The sequence below is a fragment of the Lentzea alba genome (genome assembly GCF_047445655.1).
GTDB classification, from domain to species: Bacteria; Actinomycetota; Actinomycetes; order Mycobacteriales; family Pseudonocardiaceae; genus Lentzea; species Lentzea alba_A.
On sequence record NZ_JAJAEG010000004.1, the window covers coordinates 263,585 to 279,284 of the forward strand.

Sequence of the window (15,700 nt, forward strand, 5' to 3'; positions counted from 1 at the left end):
CGTATGGACGCGGGTATTGGACCGCTGTGAGGCACGCTGGTTGCGTTGTGGTCGTGCAACGACGAACCGTGATCCTGACCGGCGTGGCAGGTCTGGCGGCAACCACCGTGCCGACCCCATCCGCTTCCGCCGCACGCGAGCACCCCAACGTCGCGCTGATCCGCCGCTACTACGAGGCTTACGGCTCGGGCGACCTGGAGTCGTTGCGGCAGTTCTTCGCCACCGACATCCGCTGGACGATCCCCGGCCACCACCCGCTCGCCGGCACCAAGACCGGTGCCACCGAGCTCCTCGCGTTCTTCGCCCAGCTGGCGAAGTCCGGGTTCCGCGCGGAGGTCCTGTTCCTCGCAGCTGACGGCGAGTGGGTCGTGGACATGCACCGCGGCTGGAGCACGACCCCGGCCGGACTCGACATCACCTGGACGCTCGCGTACCGGATCCGCGGCCGCAAGATCGTCGAAGCGGTCAACTTCGCCGCCGACCAGCACGCCGCCGACGCGTTCTTCTGGCGCCAGTACCCGTTGGCGCCGATCCCGAAGCGTTTCGACTAGTCGGGCAGCAGCGGCACGGAGATGCCGGGATCGCGGCCGAGCATCGCCGCACGGGTCACCGCCGCACTGCCGAAGCGGTCCTTCACGTGGTCCAGCGCGGCGTCGAGCGCGGCGGGTTCGCAGTCCTCGAACGGCAGCATCAGCTGGATCGTGTCCTCGTCGCTGAGGTTGGCCAGCGACACGCCCAGCAACGTGATGCCGCGGTTCGTGATCATCGGCATCGCGGCGACGAGCAGCTGTCTCGCGGCCGTCAGCAGAAGCTCGGTCTCCGCCGTCGGGTGGATCAACGTGTGCGAGCGCGTCGCGCGCGTGAAGTCGGTGAACCTGAGGCGCAGCACCACTGTCCGAGCTGCGCGGTGGGCGTTGCGCAGCCGTCGCGTCACGCCGTCGATCAACGAGGCCAGCATGGCGTCGAGATCGTCCTGCGTCCGCTCGCGGCGGCCCAGCGCCCGTTGCGAGCCGATCGAACGGCGGCGGCGTCCCACCTGGACCGGACGCGGATCCCGGTTGTGCGCCAACGCGTGCAGGTGCCGGCCCGCCGCCCGGCCGAGGATCGAGACCAGGTCGTGCTCGTCGAGCCGTGCGACCTCGCCGACCGTGCGGATGCCGAGGGCGTGCAGCTTGGCCGCCGTCACCGCGCCGACACCCCACAGCCGTTCGACCGGCAGCGGGTGCAGGAACTCGAGCTCGCGGTCCGCCGGCACGACCAGCAGCCCGTCGGGCTTGGCCACCGCGCTCGCGACCTTGGCGAGGAACTTCGTCCGCGCCACCCCGACCGTGATCGGCAGGCCGACCTGCGCGAGCGCGTTCGCGCGCAACCGCTGGGCGATCACCTCGGGCGGCCCCGCGATCCTGTGCAGGCCACCGACGTCGAGGAACGCCTCGTCGATCGACAGGCCCTCGACGAGCGGTGTGGTGTCGCGGAAGACCTCGAAGACCGCCTTGCTGGCCGCCGAGTACGCCGACATCCGCGGCGGCACCACGATCGCGTGCGGGCACATCCGCAACGCCCGCGCGCCACCCATCGCGGTCCGGATCCCGAACGCCTTGGCCTCGTAGCTCGCGGCCAGCACCACTCCGCCGCCCACGATGACCGGACGGCCGCGCAGGCGCGGGTCGTCCCGTTGCTCGACGGAGGCGTAGAACGCGTCGAGGTCGGCGTGCAGGATGGGCGTGGCGCTCACGAACACATGTTCGCATCCCTCACCCGATCAGCACAGTGCTCACTCCGTCCACCCACGACAGTCGCCAGCGTCTCGATGCTCGGCAGGTCGGTCGCGGACGTCGGATCGTCGGAGAGGATCACGAAGTCGGCGTACTTGTTCGGGGCCAGACTTCCCTTCACGTCCTCCTCGAACGTCCCGTACGCGGCGTCGACCGTGAACATCCGCAGCGCCTGCTCGACCGTGAGGCCGTGACCGACCGCCTGGTGGACCGCCTCCAACGGCGTTCCGTGCGGCATGTCGGTGGCATGCCCGCCGTGGACGAGCACCAGCCACGGCATGTCGGTGCTCCCGATCGTGCGGACACCTTCGTCCAGGAGGTCTTGCCACCGCGCGATCCACCCCGGTTCGCCGCGTGCCACGAGTGCCGGGAAGCCTGCCTCCTTCGCGGACTCGCCGGGCAGTCCGGGTTGGATCGACGCGATCAGGCCCAGCTCGCGCATCCTGGCCAGCTGGTCGTCGCGGAGCTGGATGACGTGCTCGACGCGATGGCGTGCGTCCGGGTTCGGGTGTGCCTTGAGTGCTTCGGTGATCGCGGTCAGGTACTGGTCGTGGGCTTCGGCGCTGACCACGTGCGCGCTGATCTGCCAACCGTTTCGATGGGCGACCCCGACGTAGTCGTTCAGCTCGGCCTGGTTCCAGTGGAACGTGGTGCCCCAGTCGTGGTCGAGGAACAGCTTGATGCCGGCCACGCGCAGGTGCGGGCTGTAGGACTGTCGTGGCTGGATTCCGAGGTACCAGCCGCCGAACTTCTCGTCGCCGTAGTTGACCGGCAGATAGGCGTTGACCCGCAGTCGTAGCGCGCCGGCCCGGTCCAACGAGCGCAGGTTCCCGAACCGTTCGATGTCGACGAACTGCTCGTTGATGCTCGTCCAGCCTCGTGTCAACGCCGCGGAGACAGCCTGCTCGGCGGTGTAGCCGATCATCTCCCCGTCGCCGATCCAGTGTGCGTGGGAGTCGATGAACCCCGGCATCACCGTGTGCCCGTTGAGGTTGATGAGACGGGTGGTGCGACTTGCCAGTGACAGCACGGTTTCGTCGTCGCCGACCGCCACGATCCGGTCGCGCAGGATCGCGATCGCCTCGGCACGCGGCTGCGTCGCGTTCATGGTGAGCACGACACCGTGGTGGTAGATGGTGTCGGGCGCGGCCGGACTGATCGCGTCCGGCGGTGCGCCGAGGACGGTCAGGCACCCCAGGAGGGCGGCCGTCAACGGGAGTGTTCCGTTCATCGACACACCTCCTCCCGCAATGACAGCACCTGCGAGGCGCCGGGCATACCCTCCGCTCATGCGCCTGCACGTGCACCGGTGGGGCCGGGGACCTCGGGTCGTCCTGGTGCACGGTGGCGTGCTCGGCGGCCGGGAGACGTGGCGGAACCAGCGTCCGCTCACCGAGCGGTGGACCCTGCTCGCCCCCGACCGCCCCGGCCACGGCCAGTCGCCGCCCGCAAGGCAGGACTTCGAGCCCGAGGCCGCGCTGATCGCCGACCAGCTGCTCGACGAGCCGAGCCACCTCGTCGGCCTGTCCTACGGCGGAATCGTTTCGATGTACGCCGCCGCTTTGTGCCCGCAGAACGTGCGCTCGCTGACCGTCCTCGAACCGCCGTCCGCCGGCGTGGCTCGCGGAGTTCCGGCTGTGGACGAGTTCGGCGCAGCGACGCGTGCGGTGATCGAGTCCGACCTGGACGCCGTGGAGGCGTTGCGGCGCTTCTTCCCGGTCGCCGGAGTTCCGCTCACAGTTCCGGACGAACCGCACGAGGTCCTGCTGAAGGGGATGCGACAACTGCTGGGAGCAAGGCCGCCGGACGAGGCCGAGCCGCCGCTCGAAGCGTTGCGTGCCGCCGGTTTCCCGATCCTGGTGGTCTCCGGCGGGCACACCGAGGCGAACGAGATCATCTGCGACACGATCGCCAGCGAGACCGGTGCGGAACGGGCCGTGTGCCGCGGCTGCGACCACCTCGTGCCGGACGCTCCCGGCTTCAACGAGCTGCTCGAGAACTTCCTCACTCGCGCTTCGTAAAGCGCCGATTCTCGCCGTCTCTCGCATGTGGACAGCCAGGCCGCTGTGCGCGTGATCCGTTTGCGCTAGCCAGATGAACCGGTCCTACCAGGTAGTGACTTGACGGACAACCGCCGGTATAACTTGTTCTCATACGGCTAGAGTGAGGAAGATCACATGGCCCACACAATGACGTGTGACAACGGTTTCAATGGTCCCTCTCGACGTTCGTTCATTACTGGAACCGGTTCTATTCTGGGTGCGCTGGCCCTCGGCGGTCTCAGTTCCCGGGCACGAGCCGACACGTCCACTTCGATCTCCGATGCCGCCAGCGTCCCTGCTCTGGTGATCGGCACCGGTTACGGCGGTTGTGTGACAGCCCTGCGTCTCGCCCAGGCCGGCGTGGACGTCCACATGATCGAGATGGGCATGGCCTGGGACACGCCAGGCGCGGACGGCAAGATCTTCGCCAACACGACGACTCCGGACCAGCGGTCGTTCTGGTTGCGCACCAGGACGAAGCAACCGCTGAGCAACTTCCTGGGTTTCCCGCTCGACAAGGACATCCCGCGCTACACCGGGATTCTCGACGCCGAGGAGTTCAGCGGCATCACCGTCTACCAGGGTCGTGGCGTCGGTGGCGGCTCGCTCGTCAACGGCGGCATGGCGGTCACGCCCCGGCGCGAGTACTTCGGCGAGGTGCTGCCGACGGTGAATCCCGACGAGATGTTCGGCACCTACTACCCGCGGGCCAACGCGGAGCTCGGCGTCAGCGTCATCGATCCGGCCTGGTTCGACAGCACCGCGTGCTACCAGTACGCGCGCGTCGGCCGGAAACACGCGCAGCGGTCCAACTTCCCGTTCGTCTACGTGCCCAACGTGTACGACTGGAACTACATGAAGCAGGAGGCGGCCGGGACCGTTCCCAAGTCGGCGCTGGCCGGCGAGATCCTCTACGGCAACAACCACGGCAAGAAGTCGTTGCAGAAGACCTACTTGCCGAAGATCGCGGCGACCGGCCGCGTCACCATTTCACCGCTGCACCGGGTCACGTCGGTCGTGCCGGCGTCCGGTGGTGGCTACACGGTGACCATGGAACAGCTCAACACCACCGGTGGTGTGGTCACGACCAAGGCCGTCACCGCGGCCAGGGTGTTCTTCGCGGCGGGCAGCGTCGGCACGAGCAAGCTCTTGGTCAAGCTCAAGGCGACCGGCGCGTTGCCGAACCTCAACAACGAGATCGGCAAGGGCTGGGGCGACAACGGCAACGTGATGTGCGGTCGTGCCAACCACATGTGGGACGCGACCGGGGCGCTGCAGTCGTCCATGCCGACCGCCGGCATCGACAACTGGGCCGCCGGGGGAGCGTTCGCCGAGGTGGCGCCGCTACCGACCGGGATCGAGACGTACGCGTCGTTCTACCTGTCCATCACGAAGACCTCTCAGCGTGCGGAGTTCTCCTGGAACGCCGGGGCCGGGCGGGTCGACCTGAGCTGGCAGACCGCCTGGAAGCAGACGTCCATCAACGCGGCCAAGACCATCTTCGACAAGATCAACGCGAAGGAGGGCACGATCTACCGCACGGATCTCTTCGGCATCTACAAGATCTGGGGAGACCACCTGACCTACCACCCGCTCGGCGGCGCGATCCTGAACAAGGCCACCGACAACTACGGCCGCCTGCACGGGTATCCGGGTCTGTACGTGATGGACGGCGCGCTGATTCCCGGCAACACGACCGTGAACCCGTTCGTCACCATCACCGCTCTGGCCGAGCGCAACATCGAGAAGATCATCGCTACCGATCTGTGAAGCTCGGCAGCACGCACATCGCGTCCAGTCCCAGCACGCGGTTGAGCCTGCCGAACGCCAGCCAGGAACCGATGCTCATGCTCAGTTCCGCGATCTCGACCTGGCTGTAGTGCTCGCTCATCCTCGACCAGAACTCGTCGTCGATGCTGTGGTGATCCAGTGCGTACCGCTCGGCGTACTCCGCGGCCAGCCTCGTGCGGTCGTCGAAGGCGTCGGTGGTGCGCCACTGGGTCACCGCGTCGAGGAACCCGTCCTCGACCTTCTGCCCGTCCCGTTCGGTCCGCCAGTCCAGGCAGAACATGCACCCGTTGATCTGCGCGATCCGCAGCCGCGCGGCCTCGAACTCGCGCAGGCCCAACGTGGTGTGCTGGTAGACGGCGAGCGAGAAGTTCGCCGCGGCGACCCCGATCCCGGGCACCATCTCGCCCCACACGTACGCGATCGGGTCCTTGCCCTCGGGGATGTCGAGGTTCATCGCGGTGTCCTTCCCAGCTTGCCGGCGGCGGGTCGCAACGGGACGTCGAGCGCGTCGTAGAGTCCGGACTCCGCCTCGACCAGCCAGTCGATCGCGTTCACCAGACGCCCGACCGCAGTGGCGTTGCCGCCGGCGGCCCGGTTCTCGCCCTCGTCGGTGGCCTCCACCGAGACCTCGATGCGCGGGCGCCCCTCGATGATCACCTTGTGCGCGCCGTCGCCCGACGGCGGCATCGGCCAGTCCGTGGCGCACGACGCGTGGATGCGCGTGACGTGCTCGATGACGATGAGCGGCTCGCCGTTGACGATGCCCTGCACCTCGAACCGGATCGCGCCCTGCGTGCCCTTCTCGAACTCGCCCATGGTCCGCGTCTGGACTGTTTCGTCGAGCGCACGCCGGTCGACGGTCTCGCGGATCTCCTCGACCTCGACGCCCAAGGCCCTGGCCATCAACCGGATCTGCCCGCCCCACACCATGGTCGGCACAGTCGGCATGAGCATCGGCGCCTGGTAGTCGAGCGGCTGTCCGAAGCCGATCAGCCACCGCACCGCGTCGGGCTGGTCGTAGGTGGAGTAGTCGAAGATCTCCTGGCAGCGCACGGCGTCGATCTCGCTGCCGAGCCCGCTGATGAGCATCGGGAGCACGTCGTTGCCCCAGCCCGGATCCACACCGGAGACGAACAGCGACCCGCCGCCTTCTTTGATCGCGGCTAGAACCGGTTCCCGTAGCTCTTCCGGCGCGCTGCGATGGTCGTAGAGCGCGTACAGCGACGGCGTGACGACCACCGCCCCGGCCCGGATCGCCTTGGTGATGTCGGCGAGCGCGTCGTCCGGCCGAATGTCACCGGAGGCCGCGTACATCACGGCACCCGGACTCGCGGCCAGCACCGCGTCGACGTCATTGGTCGCAGCGATCCCGAGTTCGTGGCTCAGGCCGGCGAGATCGCCCGCGTCCCTGCCGACCTTCTCGGGGTTGTTGACGATCACCCCGGCCAGCTTCAGCCCCGGATGGGCCTCGACGGCCCGGATCGCGGCGCGACCTACGTTTCCCGTGCCCCACACCACTGTGGCGATCATGCCACGCAGCATAACTAGAACACGTTTCAGTTGTGAAGCGGTGCGGGAGGTCCCGGTACGAGATTTACCTGCGGGGAGCAGTGTCAGCGGGTGAGGCGGGTCAGGATCTCCTCGACTTCACTGACCTTCGTCGTGATCCGCTCACTGTCGGCGGGGAGTCCGCGCAGCAGGTCCAGGCTTGCCGTGAGGACGCTCATCGCCCCCTGGCCCGGTGCGGTCTTCGACATCGTCACGGCGTGAGTGTGGAGAATCTCTGCCAGGTAGAGGGTGTACAGCTCCGGTCTTTTGGTGATCGCCGGTGTGAGCATGGTCAACGCTTCGGTGGACGACCAGAGCGACTCCTCGTGCCGGTCGAGGTGGCGCAACACGATCGCGCGAGTTTGCAGGGCGCGTGCCAGGTTGCCGAGAAAGGTGTCGGGATACCTGGGGTGGAGTTTCCTCAGCACTGCGAGCGCGTCGTTTGCTGACTGCAGCGCTTCGGCGTGCCGGCCGAGGTGGCGGAGGCTGAAGGCCCTGTTGCCGAGTGTCGTCGCCAGGTTGTCGGCGTATTCGACGGTGTTCGTGTGGAAGGGGAGTCCGAGCAACATCAGTGCCTCGTCCGCTGCATCGAGCGCCTCCTGGTACTTCTCCAGGGCTGTCAACGCGTTGTTGAGGTTGAGCAGGCTGATGACCAGGTCGATGTTGTACTTCTCGATGTCGGTTCCGTGGAGAAACCGGAAGATGTCGACCGCCTTCAGCGCCCACACCGCGGCTTCGGGAATTCTGTCGAGGTTGCGCAGGGTGCTCGCGCCGCCGGAGTACGTGTTCGCGACCCTGCGGTAGCCGTCAGCGTCGTCCTGGTTGTCGTGGACGTAGGCGATCGTCAGTTCGAGCAGGGTGGTGTCCTGGGTGAACGCTTCGGCGAACCGGCCGAGTTCTCTCAGGGTGAAGGCGCGCGCGGAAATCACGTCAACGAGGTTCAGCCTGAATTCCGGCGTCTCCGGAAGCACGTCGCGAGTCCGGGCCTCGGCTTCGTCGATGAGGGTCAACAGGCCCGCGGATTTCGTGGTTCTGGTCAGGAGCGCGCAGTGTCTTTGGAGCTGGAGGGCGAGCAGCTGGCGATTTCGCAACGACGGGTCATTCGTCGCGAGGGCGCGGGCGATCCTCACCGTTTCGTCCTGGTGTGCCACGGCTTCAGTCAAGTTGCCGGCTTCCTGAAGTCTTTCCGCGAGCTCTGAGACGAGGACGGCGAGTTCCTCGGTGCCGGGGCTGTGTTCGCGCATCTCGTTGACGATCGATTTCAGCTGTGCGCAGCGACATTGCACGTACGGGTGCGGGATGGTGAGTGAAGTCAGGGCGGAGCCCGCGGTGACCAGCGCGCTGTCGAGCTCGTGTGAGTACGGCGCGTGCTCGAACACCGCCGTGACGATCTCAGCGGCGTGCGCCGGGTTCGCCTTCAGCACTGGTTCGACCATGGTGAGGTTTTCCGGGTTGCGCACCATCCTGGCGATGAGCGTGCCGAGGCGCCTCGCCTCGCCGGCGCCGACGTCGATGAGCGCCGGAACACGGGAGACCGTCGTCCTGAGCAGGTGTTCCGCGAGCAGTTGCGGATGCAGGTCCAGGTAGCCACCGCAGGTCTTGGGCAGGCGGTCGTGGGTCCATTCCGCGATGGCGCTCAGCACCGCTGTGTCCGTGCTGGCGAATCGCGGCAGCCTGCGCAACGACTCGGCTGACTCCGGCACGGTGGCGGCGGGTTGAAGGACTTGTGCCGCAACGATTTCGGCCAGGGCGGCGGGGCTTCGTACCGTTGCCGGCAGTCTGGTGTCGGCCGACCACCGGTTCGCGGTCTCCTGCCACAGGACTTCCAGGAGGTCGCTGAGTGCCGGGCCGGTCGTGTGCCCGAGGACGGTGAGCAGGGCACGAATCTGGATCACGCCGATGGCGTCCGCGAGGCCGCCGACAGGGCCGCGGGTTTCGGGCGGCGCCGGCACCTTCCAGGCTTCCGCGTACGCCCGCACCGCGTCCCAGTACCAGCGGTGGAGGTCGCTCACGTCGCCGACCTGCGTCAGGTGGATGGTCGAGGACGAGGTGAGGACGTGCCGCAGTTCCTCGGGAAGCTGTGGCCGCCAGGCCGTGGGGGAGCGAGAGCAGAGGACGAGCCGTACGGGAACGGTCGTCGGTGCCAGAGCCATGACGAGCGCGGCGAGATGATCGGCCAGGTCGGCGTCGTCCACGAGCACCAGGCACGGATCTCCGCACGCTTCCACGGCTTCCGCGACGCCGACCGCCGTGATGGCGCGGCCCGTGTACCAGTTGTCCGGCAGCTTGCGGGCGAGTTCCACGACGAGACGGGTCTTGCCCACTGCGGCGTCGCCGATCAACGCCGTGACGCTGAGGCCCGGCGAGTCGTCCAGGCACCAGTCGGTCAGCTCGGTGAGAACCTTGCTGCGGCCCCACATCCGCGTCGGAGTGTTCTTGGCGGACAGCCATTCGATCAGGTTCGTCGGTTCGGAGCTGGTGCCGGGCGGTGGTGGCGGCGGGCCGCCGAGGAGCGGGATCAACACTCGTCTTCGGGCGGCTCGGGCCGCTTGCAGGTCGCTTCGGACGCGCCGCAAAGCCAGTACTGCCAAGGCGAGCAGGGCTACCGCCAGTGCGACGGCCATGGCCGTGGTGGGGTTGTCGCCGGTCAGGATGTTCGTCGCCGCGCCCACCACGGCGCCCAGCAGGATGGACGCCACCGCGTCGGTCGCCGCGAACGATCGCCACCAGTGTCGGCTCATGACCTTGGTTTCGTGGCGGGTTCCGGCTCCGTTAGCCGCGTCAAGGGCGGACGCGGTCCGTTGCGCAGGCGACGAGAAGCATCGCCGTGGTGACCGCGAGCACGTGATCACCGCTGAGCGCGCACATGCACGCCAGCGCGAACCACAGCAGCAGTCTCATGATTCGAGGCTAGGGGGTGTGACCTACGTCATTCCCGCTCCTTTACCAAGGCTTGAGGTAGGTCACCCGTTCGCCAGACTCGGATGTTGTTATCATCTGGATGTCGTGAGTATTCTCGCGGCGGCGAGATGAGGTGGCGATGGTTCGGCTGACTCGGGTGCAGCAGCAGGAGCGCACGCGTGCGTCCGTGCTGGTGGCGGCGCGGGACGAGTTCACGGAGCACGGGTACGCGTCGGCGAAGGTGGACCGGATCGCTGGGCGCGCCGAGCTCACGCGCGGAGCGGTGTACTCGAACTTCCCCAGCAAGCGGGCGCTGTACCTGGCGGTGTTGACCGACCTGGTCGAGAGCGGTCCGACCGCGGAGGCGCCGGGCGATGTGCTGGGTGCGTTCGCCAGGGTCTGGCTCGAACGGCTGCCGCTGGTGGGTGATTCCGCGGCGGCGGGGCGGCTGCAGTTGCGGTCGTTGGACGGCGTTCTCGACGATCATGGGCGAACGGTGCTGGCACAGGTCGCCCGGCTTGAGGCGCTGCTGCTCGGCCTCGCGCTGGAATCCCCGGGAGACAGGCGGGTGCGGTTGGCCTCGCTCGTGCTGACGTTGCTGGACGGTGCGGGGCACTCGGCCGAGATCGCGCCGGGAGCGGGTGATCCGTTCGACGTGGCGCTCGCGTGTGAGCAGCTGGCCGGGATCGATCTCGCCGACACCTGGGCGCCGCCGCACCTGCAGTTCGTCAAGCCGGCTGTGTCGTGCGCGGAGGCGTTCGAGCCGCCTGGGGACCTCGTGGACCAGATCAGCGGGGCGCCTGCCGACCTCGGCGCCGACGGGGTGATCGTGGTGCTGGGGGCCGGTCGTCTTGGTGCGGCCGAGGAAGCCGTTCGGACTGCTGGGCCCGGCGAACAGGTGACGGTGGTCGTTGTCGCGAGCGATCCGGCCGAGACCAGTGCGCTTGTGCGGTTGCGGGTGGCGGATCTGACGGGCTGTCTGCGGCGGGTGTGCACGTTGCCGTTGTTGCGGCTGGTGCTCGACGACCGTGCCGTGGTGGCTGCCGCGCTCGGGGTCGCGGATCCCGGCGACGAGACCGAGGCCGCGGTGCGCGTGCGGGGTGGTGTGATCGTTGCCCGTGCCGCGGGTCGCGGTGCCGGGCACGCGGCGGCGGTCGCGAGATGAGGCTCGTGGTGCTGCACACGTTGCGGTGCATCGGGTTCGCGGGCGCTGGGCGGGTCGCCGGCGCGACCGGGTTGAGCGAGTCCGAGGTGGAGTCCGAGTTGATCGATCTCGCGGTCGACGGGCTCGTCACGCACCTGTCCGGTGAGTTCGGTGGGTGGGGGCTGACGGACGCCGGTCGGGCCGCGGACGTCGAGCTGATCACGGATGAGCTGGACTCGGTTGGGGCACGGCCTGCGATCACCGTGGCGTTCAAGGGTTTCATGGAGCTCAACCCGGAACTGCTCGACCTCTGCACGGCCCGGCAGCTCCGGTCCGTCGACGGCGTCACGACGATCAACGACCACCGCGACCAGGCCTATGACGACCGGGTGTTGAACCGCTTCGCCGACTTCCATCAACGCGCGGCCGTCGTTCTCGGTGAGCTCGCGGCGGCTCAGCCTCGGTTCGGGCGTTACGGGGTCCGACTCGGCGAAGCGCTTCGACGTGTCGCAGCGGGAGAGTTGGCGTACCTGGCCGACGAGATCGGTTCGTACCACGCAGTCTGGGCGGAGCTGCACGAGGATCTGCTCGCCACGCTCGGGATCCCGCGGTGAGGTGGATCCGGCGGCTGTCCGCCTCGCTGGACGCGACCGCGGAGACGATCGGCGGCAAGGCGCACGGGCTCGTGCTCCTGCATCGGCTCGGGTTGCCGGTGCCCGCGGGGTTCGTCGTCACGACCGAGGCGTGCCGGGAGTTCCTGCGGGACGGGGGTTTTCCCGACGGACTCGCGGACGAGCTCGGCAAGATCGACCTCGGGGGAGCGGTGTCGGTTCGTTCCGGTGCAAGCGTTTCGATGCCGGGCATGATGGACACGGTCCTCAACGTGACCGGGCAACTGGAGCCGGTGGTGTCGGCCGTGTTCTCGTCCTGGAACACGCCGCGCGCCCGCACCTACCGCGAACTCCACGACATCCCGCACGACCTCGGTACCGCCGTGATCATCCAGTCGATGGTCCGCGGCGATCGCGATGACCACAGCGGTACCGGCGTCGCGTTCAGCCGCGATCCCAACACCGGCGCCGCGGTCCCGTTCGGCGAAGTCCTTTTTGGACATCAAGGCGACGCCGTCGTCTCCGGCAACTCGCAGACCTTGCCGCTGGGAGAACTCGCCGATCGCGAGCCTGCGGTGTGGGCCGGACTGCTCGACGCGTTGAGCAGGATCGAGGCGCACTACCGGGACGCGTGCTACGTCGAGTTCACCTATGAGAGCGGCGAACTGTGGCTGCTCCAGGTGCGGCCCGGCCGGTTCGTCGGTGCCGCCGCGGTCCGGGTGGCCGCGGAACTGGCCGACGAGGGCACACTCTCGCGGGTCGAAGCACTTCTGCGGGTCTCACCGAGGCATCTCGTGCACACGCCGCGGATGGCCGCCGAGAAGGTCTTGGCTCGCGGGCTCGGTGCATGTCCTGGTGTTGCGACCGGCCGGGTGGCGACCACCGCGGACCTGGCGGTGGAGATGGCCGCGGACGGGCCCGTGATCCTGGTGCGTCCGGAGACTTCGCCGCACGACATGCGCGGTCTCGCTGCGGCTGCGGGCATTGTGACGGCCCGGGGTGGCCCCGCCAGCCATGCCGCCGTGGTGGCGCGAGCGATGGGAAAGCCGGCAGTCGTCGGGGTTGGCGGCTTGATCGTCGGGGAAAGCGCCGTCGTCGTAGGGGGCAACGGTCTCACCGGCGAAAGCGCCGCTGTCACCGTCGACGGGGGCACCCTCATCACCATCGACGGGACCACGGGCGAGGTGGCGCTCGGCGCCGTCCCTGCCACCACCACCGCGGTCGACGCCCACTTGGACCGGTTGCTCGCTTGGGCCGATGACGTCTCGGGCGACCACACGCCACGTGACGAAGCCGAACGTCTCAGCGCGGCCCACGCCGTCCTGCGCCGCTAGGGCCGCACCCCGGGCCCGAAACCAGTCCAGCGCAACTCGGCCGGTAGATGGCTCATGTCGTTGTACACCAACAACGTCGGCGCCAGGCCAACGCGATACTCGATCGCCGTCAGCGCGGTGTTTCCGCAACTCAACCCCAACCACCTGGCGGGCGGCGCGTCCAACGCGTGCCGCACCAGCCAAGCCACCGGGTAGGCGTGCGTCACCAGGACCTCGTGGGTCTCGACGTCGGCAGGACGGGCGAACCTGGCGATCAACGCATCCGCGATGCGTGCACCGGCTGCAGCTTCCGACGCGTCGTACCCGTCGAAGAACCCGGCCCACGCGGGAGGAATGTCGTCCGGAACGTGCGGCACGTGGTCTACCAGCTCGGCAGCTTCCCGCACCGCGACGCCCGCCCGCTCACCCACGATCTGTGCGCACCGAACCGCTCTGGGCAGCGGTGAGTGCCAAACGGTGTCGATCGGCAACGCGGCCAGGCGTTCGCCGAGCAGTTCCGACTGCCTGCGCCCGACGTCGGTGAGCTCACCGAACGCGTCCGCCGCACCGTGCCGCACCACGTACAAGTGCCTCGTAGCCACGCTGGCCAGGATATTCAGGTCATCCAGATGTTGACAACATCCGAAGTGGAACAGCGGCCAGCACCACGTAGGCCGCCGCGAGCACGACCACTGCGATGGCCGTGGATCCCGTGAGCAGGAGGCCGCCCGCAGCGCTGCCGAGGGGATAGCCCGGTGAGGTCATCGCGGCACGCGCGCCGGTGACCTGCCCTCGCACGTCGTCGGGAACAGCGCGCTGGAACATCGAGCGTTCGATCGCGTAATACGGCCCCCACAGGAACGACGACACCGCCACGAGCACGGCGGCGACCGGCAACACCTCCGTGAACACCAGTGCCGCCAAGGCCGGCGCCCCCGCCGCGATCACGAACGGGAGTCGCACCCGTTGCGGCAGCCGGAGGAACATCGGCAGTCCGAAGAGGACTCCGCACAACCCACCTGCCCCAGCGGCTCCGAGCAACACTCCGAACGCCAACGCGCCGTCGTGCAGAACGTTGCGCGCGTACACCGGGTACAGCAGGTCGGTCGCGCCACTCAGGAATAGGAAACCCATGGCGCACAACGTGAGCACCACGGCCGGTCGATACCGCGCCAACAGTGCGAATGCCGGGCGGCGTTCCGGCCGGGCGGGCACGCGAAGATCGGGCAACCGGAAGCACAACCAGCTCATCACCGCGAAACTGGCCGCGTCGACCAGCAGCGCCGCGTCGACTCCGGCCGTGCCGACCAGGAACCCGGCGGCCGGCGGTCCGGCCACGTACGCCAGCTCCCAGTTCACCGAGAGCAGGGAGTTGGCCGACTCCAGGTCGCCGTCCTCGACGAGCCGGGGCACCAGCACCCCCTCCGCCACCTCGCTCATCGCCGCGAGTGCCGCGCTCGCCGCCGCCACCACGCAGATGTGCGCGACGTGCAGCCGTCCGAACTGCCCGAGCACCGGTAGCACTGCGATGAACAGGCCGCGCAAAGCGTTGTCCCAGCCGAGCAGCAGTCGCACCGGGTAGCGGTCCAGCAGCCGTCCGGCGATCGGTCCGCACACCAGAATCGGCAACCCCGAACACAGCAGCACCAGCCCCAGTTCGCGCGGCCCGGCCAGGTCCAGGACCAGCCACGACAACGCCACCACGGTGAACGCGCTGCCGCACCGCGACACCATCATCCCGAGCCAGAACCTCCGGAACGCGGGAATGCGGACAGCACGCAGATAGCCCTGGAAAGTGATTCGCATGGTTCGGACGCTAACGGGATGTTAAATCGAATACCATTTCCGAAAGCAACGGATGATTAATTTAAATGGTCCATCAATGGCGATTGATGTATCGTCGGGGCCATGTCGGTGCCGCTGTACATCCGGCTGCTGGCCGACCCGCTCCGCTGGCAGCTGGCGCAGGAGCTCGCCGAAGGTGACCGCCGGGTGCGCGAGCTGGTGGCCGCCGTCGACCAGCCGCAGAACCTGGTCTCCTACCACCTGCGGCAACTCCGCGACGCCGGCCTGGTGATCGCCCGCAGGAGCAGCTTCGACGGCCGTGACACCTACTACCACCTCGACCAGGAACGGTGCGCGCAGGCGTGGTCCGAAGCGGCACTCCACCGAAACCCGATCACACCGACCGAAACATCGCGCCGGGTGCTGTTCCTGTGCACCGGCAACAGCGGCCGTTCCCCGATGGCCGAGGCGCTGCTCAGGCATCGGACGAAAGGGGACGTGACCAGCGCCGGCAGCCACCCGAAACCCCTGCACCCCAACGCCGTCCGCGTGATGGCCGAGTACGGCATCACGCTCGAGCACCAGCCGACGCACCTGGACACCGTGCACCACAACAGGTTCGACCTGGTGATCAGCCTGTGCGACCGGGTGCGCGAGGTCCTGCCCGCGTTCCCCGGCCCACCGCGCCTGGTCCACTGGAGCCTGCCCGAACCCGACAACCTGAGCTCGTTCCGAACCGTCGCGGCAGAACTGGACAGCCGCATCCGCTACCTCCCCAAGGAGGCCTGAC

General features: G+C 68.2%; 14 protein-coding genes. 7 read left to right on the forward strand and 7 right to left on the reverse strand.

The annotated features are described in order from the left end of the window. Positions 1–53: 53 nt before the first annotated feature. Positions 54–551, forward strand: a complete 498-nt coding sequence (locus tag LFM09_RS08915) for a nuclear transport factor 2 family protein (protein WP_414095839.1) — start codon at positions 54–56, stop codon at positions 549–551. On the opposite strand, the gene dinB is transcribed toward LFM09_RS08915, so the two are convergent. Beyond that, positions 548–1,741 (reverse strand): DNA polymerase IV, encoded by a 1,194-nt coding sequence (dinB, locus tag LFM09_RS08920; RefSeq protein ID WP_414095840.1) that lies wholly within the window; start codon positions 1,739–1,741, stop codon positions 548–550. The two genes, LFM09_RS08915 and dinB, sit on opposite strands and share 4 nt — an antisense overlap. Next, positions 1,732–3,006 (reverse strand): amidohydrolase, encoded by a 1,275-nt coding sequence (locus LFM09_RS08925; protein WP_414095841.1) that lies wholly within the window; start codon positions 3,004–3,006, stop codon positions 1,732–1,734. Before LFM09_RS08925 ends, dinB begins: the two co-directional genes overlap by 10 nt. 58 nt (positions 3,007–3,064) lie before the next feature. Here LFM09_RS08925 and LFM09_RS08930 point away from each other — a divergent pair, with 58 nt between their 5' ends. After that, a complete protein-coding gene (locus LFM09_RS08930; protein WP_414095842.1) occupies positions 3,065–3,796 on the forward strand; it encodes an alpha/beta fold hydrolase in 732 nt (243 codons plus the stop codon). 234 nt (positions 3,797–4,030) lie between these two features. Further along, positions 4,031–5,587, forward strand: a complete 1,557-nt coding sequence (locus tag LFM09_RS08935) for a GMC oxidoreductase (protein WP_414095982.1) — start codon at positions 4,031–4,033, stop codon at positions 5,585–5,587. On the opposite strand, the gene LFM09_RS08940 is transcribed toward LFM09_RS08935, so the two are convergent. The 3 genes from LFM09_RS08940 to LFM09_RS08950 form a co-directional block, all read right to left on the reverse strand. Beyond that, the gene (locus LFM09_RS08940) at positions 5,574–6,062 is read right to left on the reverse strand and encodes a carboxymuconolactone decarboxylase family protein (protein WP_414095843.1); all 489 of its coding nucleotides are present in this window, start codon (positions 6,060–6,062) and stop codon (positions 5,574–5,576) included. The two genes, LFM09_RS08935 and LFM09_RS08940, sit on opposite strands and share 14 nt — an antisense overlap. After that, a complete protein-coding gene (locus LFM09_RS08945; protein ID WP_414095844.1) occupies positions 6,059–7,138 on the reverse strand; it encodes a dihydrodipicolinate reductase in 1,080 nt (359 codons plus the stop codon). Before LFM09_RS08945 ends, LFM09_RS08940 begins: the two co-directional genes overlap by 4 nt. 83 nt (positions 7,139–7,221) lie before the next feature. Next, a complete protein-coding gene (locus tag LFM09_RS08950) occupies positions 7,222–9,897 on the reverse strand; it encodes a tetratricopeptide repeat protein (protein ID WP_414095845.1) in 2,676 nt (891 codons plus the stop codon). Between the two features lie 299 nt (positions 9,898–10,196). Between LFM09_RS08950 and LFM09_RS08955 the strand changes: the two genes are divergently transcribed. The 3 genes from LFM09_RS08955 to LFM09_RS08965 are packed head-to-tail and all read left to right on the forward strand — an operon-like array spanning position 10,197 to position 13,146. Then, positions 10,197–11,222 carry a TetR/AcrR family transcriptional regulator gene (locus LFM09_RS08955; RefSeq protein ID WP_414095846.1) on the forward strand — a complete coding sequence of 342 codons (1,026 nt, stop codon included), beginning with the start codon at positions 10,197–10,199 and terminating at the stop codon, positions 11,220–11,222. Further along, complete coding sequence (locus LFM09_RS08960; RefSeq protein ID WP_414095847.1) at positions 11,219–11,815, forward strand: transcriptional regulator; 597 nt, start codon at positions 11,219–11,221, stop codon at positions 11,813–11,815. Before LFM09_RS08955 ends, LFM09_RS08960 begins: the two co-directional genes overlap by 4 nt. Further along, entirely contained in the window at positions 11,812–13,146 is a 1,335-nt protein-coding gene (locus LFM09_RS08965) for a PEP/pyruvate-binding domain-containing protein (protein ID WP_414095848.1), read from the forward strand. Before LFM09_RS08960 ends, LFM09_RS08965 begins: the two co-directional genes overlap by 4 nt. On the opposite strand, the gene LFM09_RS08970 is transcribed toward LFM09_RS08965, so the two are convergent. Both LFM09_RS08970 and LFM09_RS08975 read right to left on the reverse strand, forming a co-directional pair. Further along, positions 13,143–13,727 (reverse strand): histidine phosphatase family protein, encoded by a 585-nt coding sequence (locus LFM09_RS08970; protein WP_414095849.1) that lies wholly within the window; start codon positions 13,725–13,727, stop codon positions 13,143–13,145. The two genes, LFM09_RS08965 and LFM09_RS08970, sit on opposite strands and share 4 nt — an antisense overlap. Positions 13,728–13,746: 19 nt before the next feature. Further along, positions 13,747–14,931: an MFS transporter gene (locus LFM09_RS08975; RefSeq protein ID WP_414095850.1), complete on the reverse strand. Its 1,185-nt coding sequence runs from the start codon at positions 14,929–14,931 to the stop codon at positions 13,747–13,749. Between the two features lie 102 nt (positions 14,932–15,033). Here LFM09_RS08975 and LFM09_RS08980 point away from each other — a divergent pair, with 102 nt between their 5' ends. Then, positions 15,034–15,699, forward strand: coding sequence for a metalloregulator ArsR/SmtB family transcription factor (locus LFM09_RS08980; protein WP_414095851.1), 666 nt, complete (start codon positions 15,034–15,036; stop codon positions 15,697–15,699). Position 15,700 lies beyond the last annotated feature (1 nt).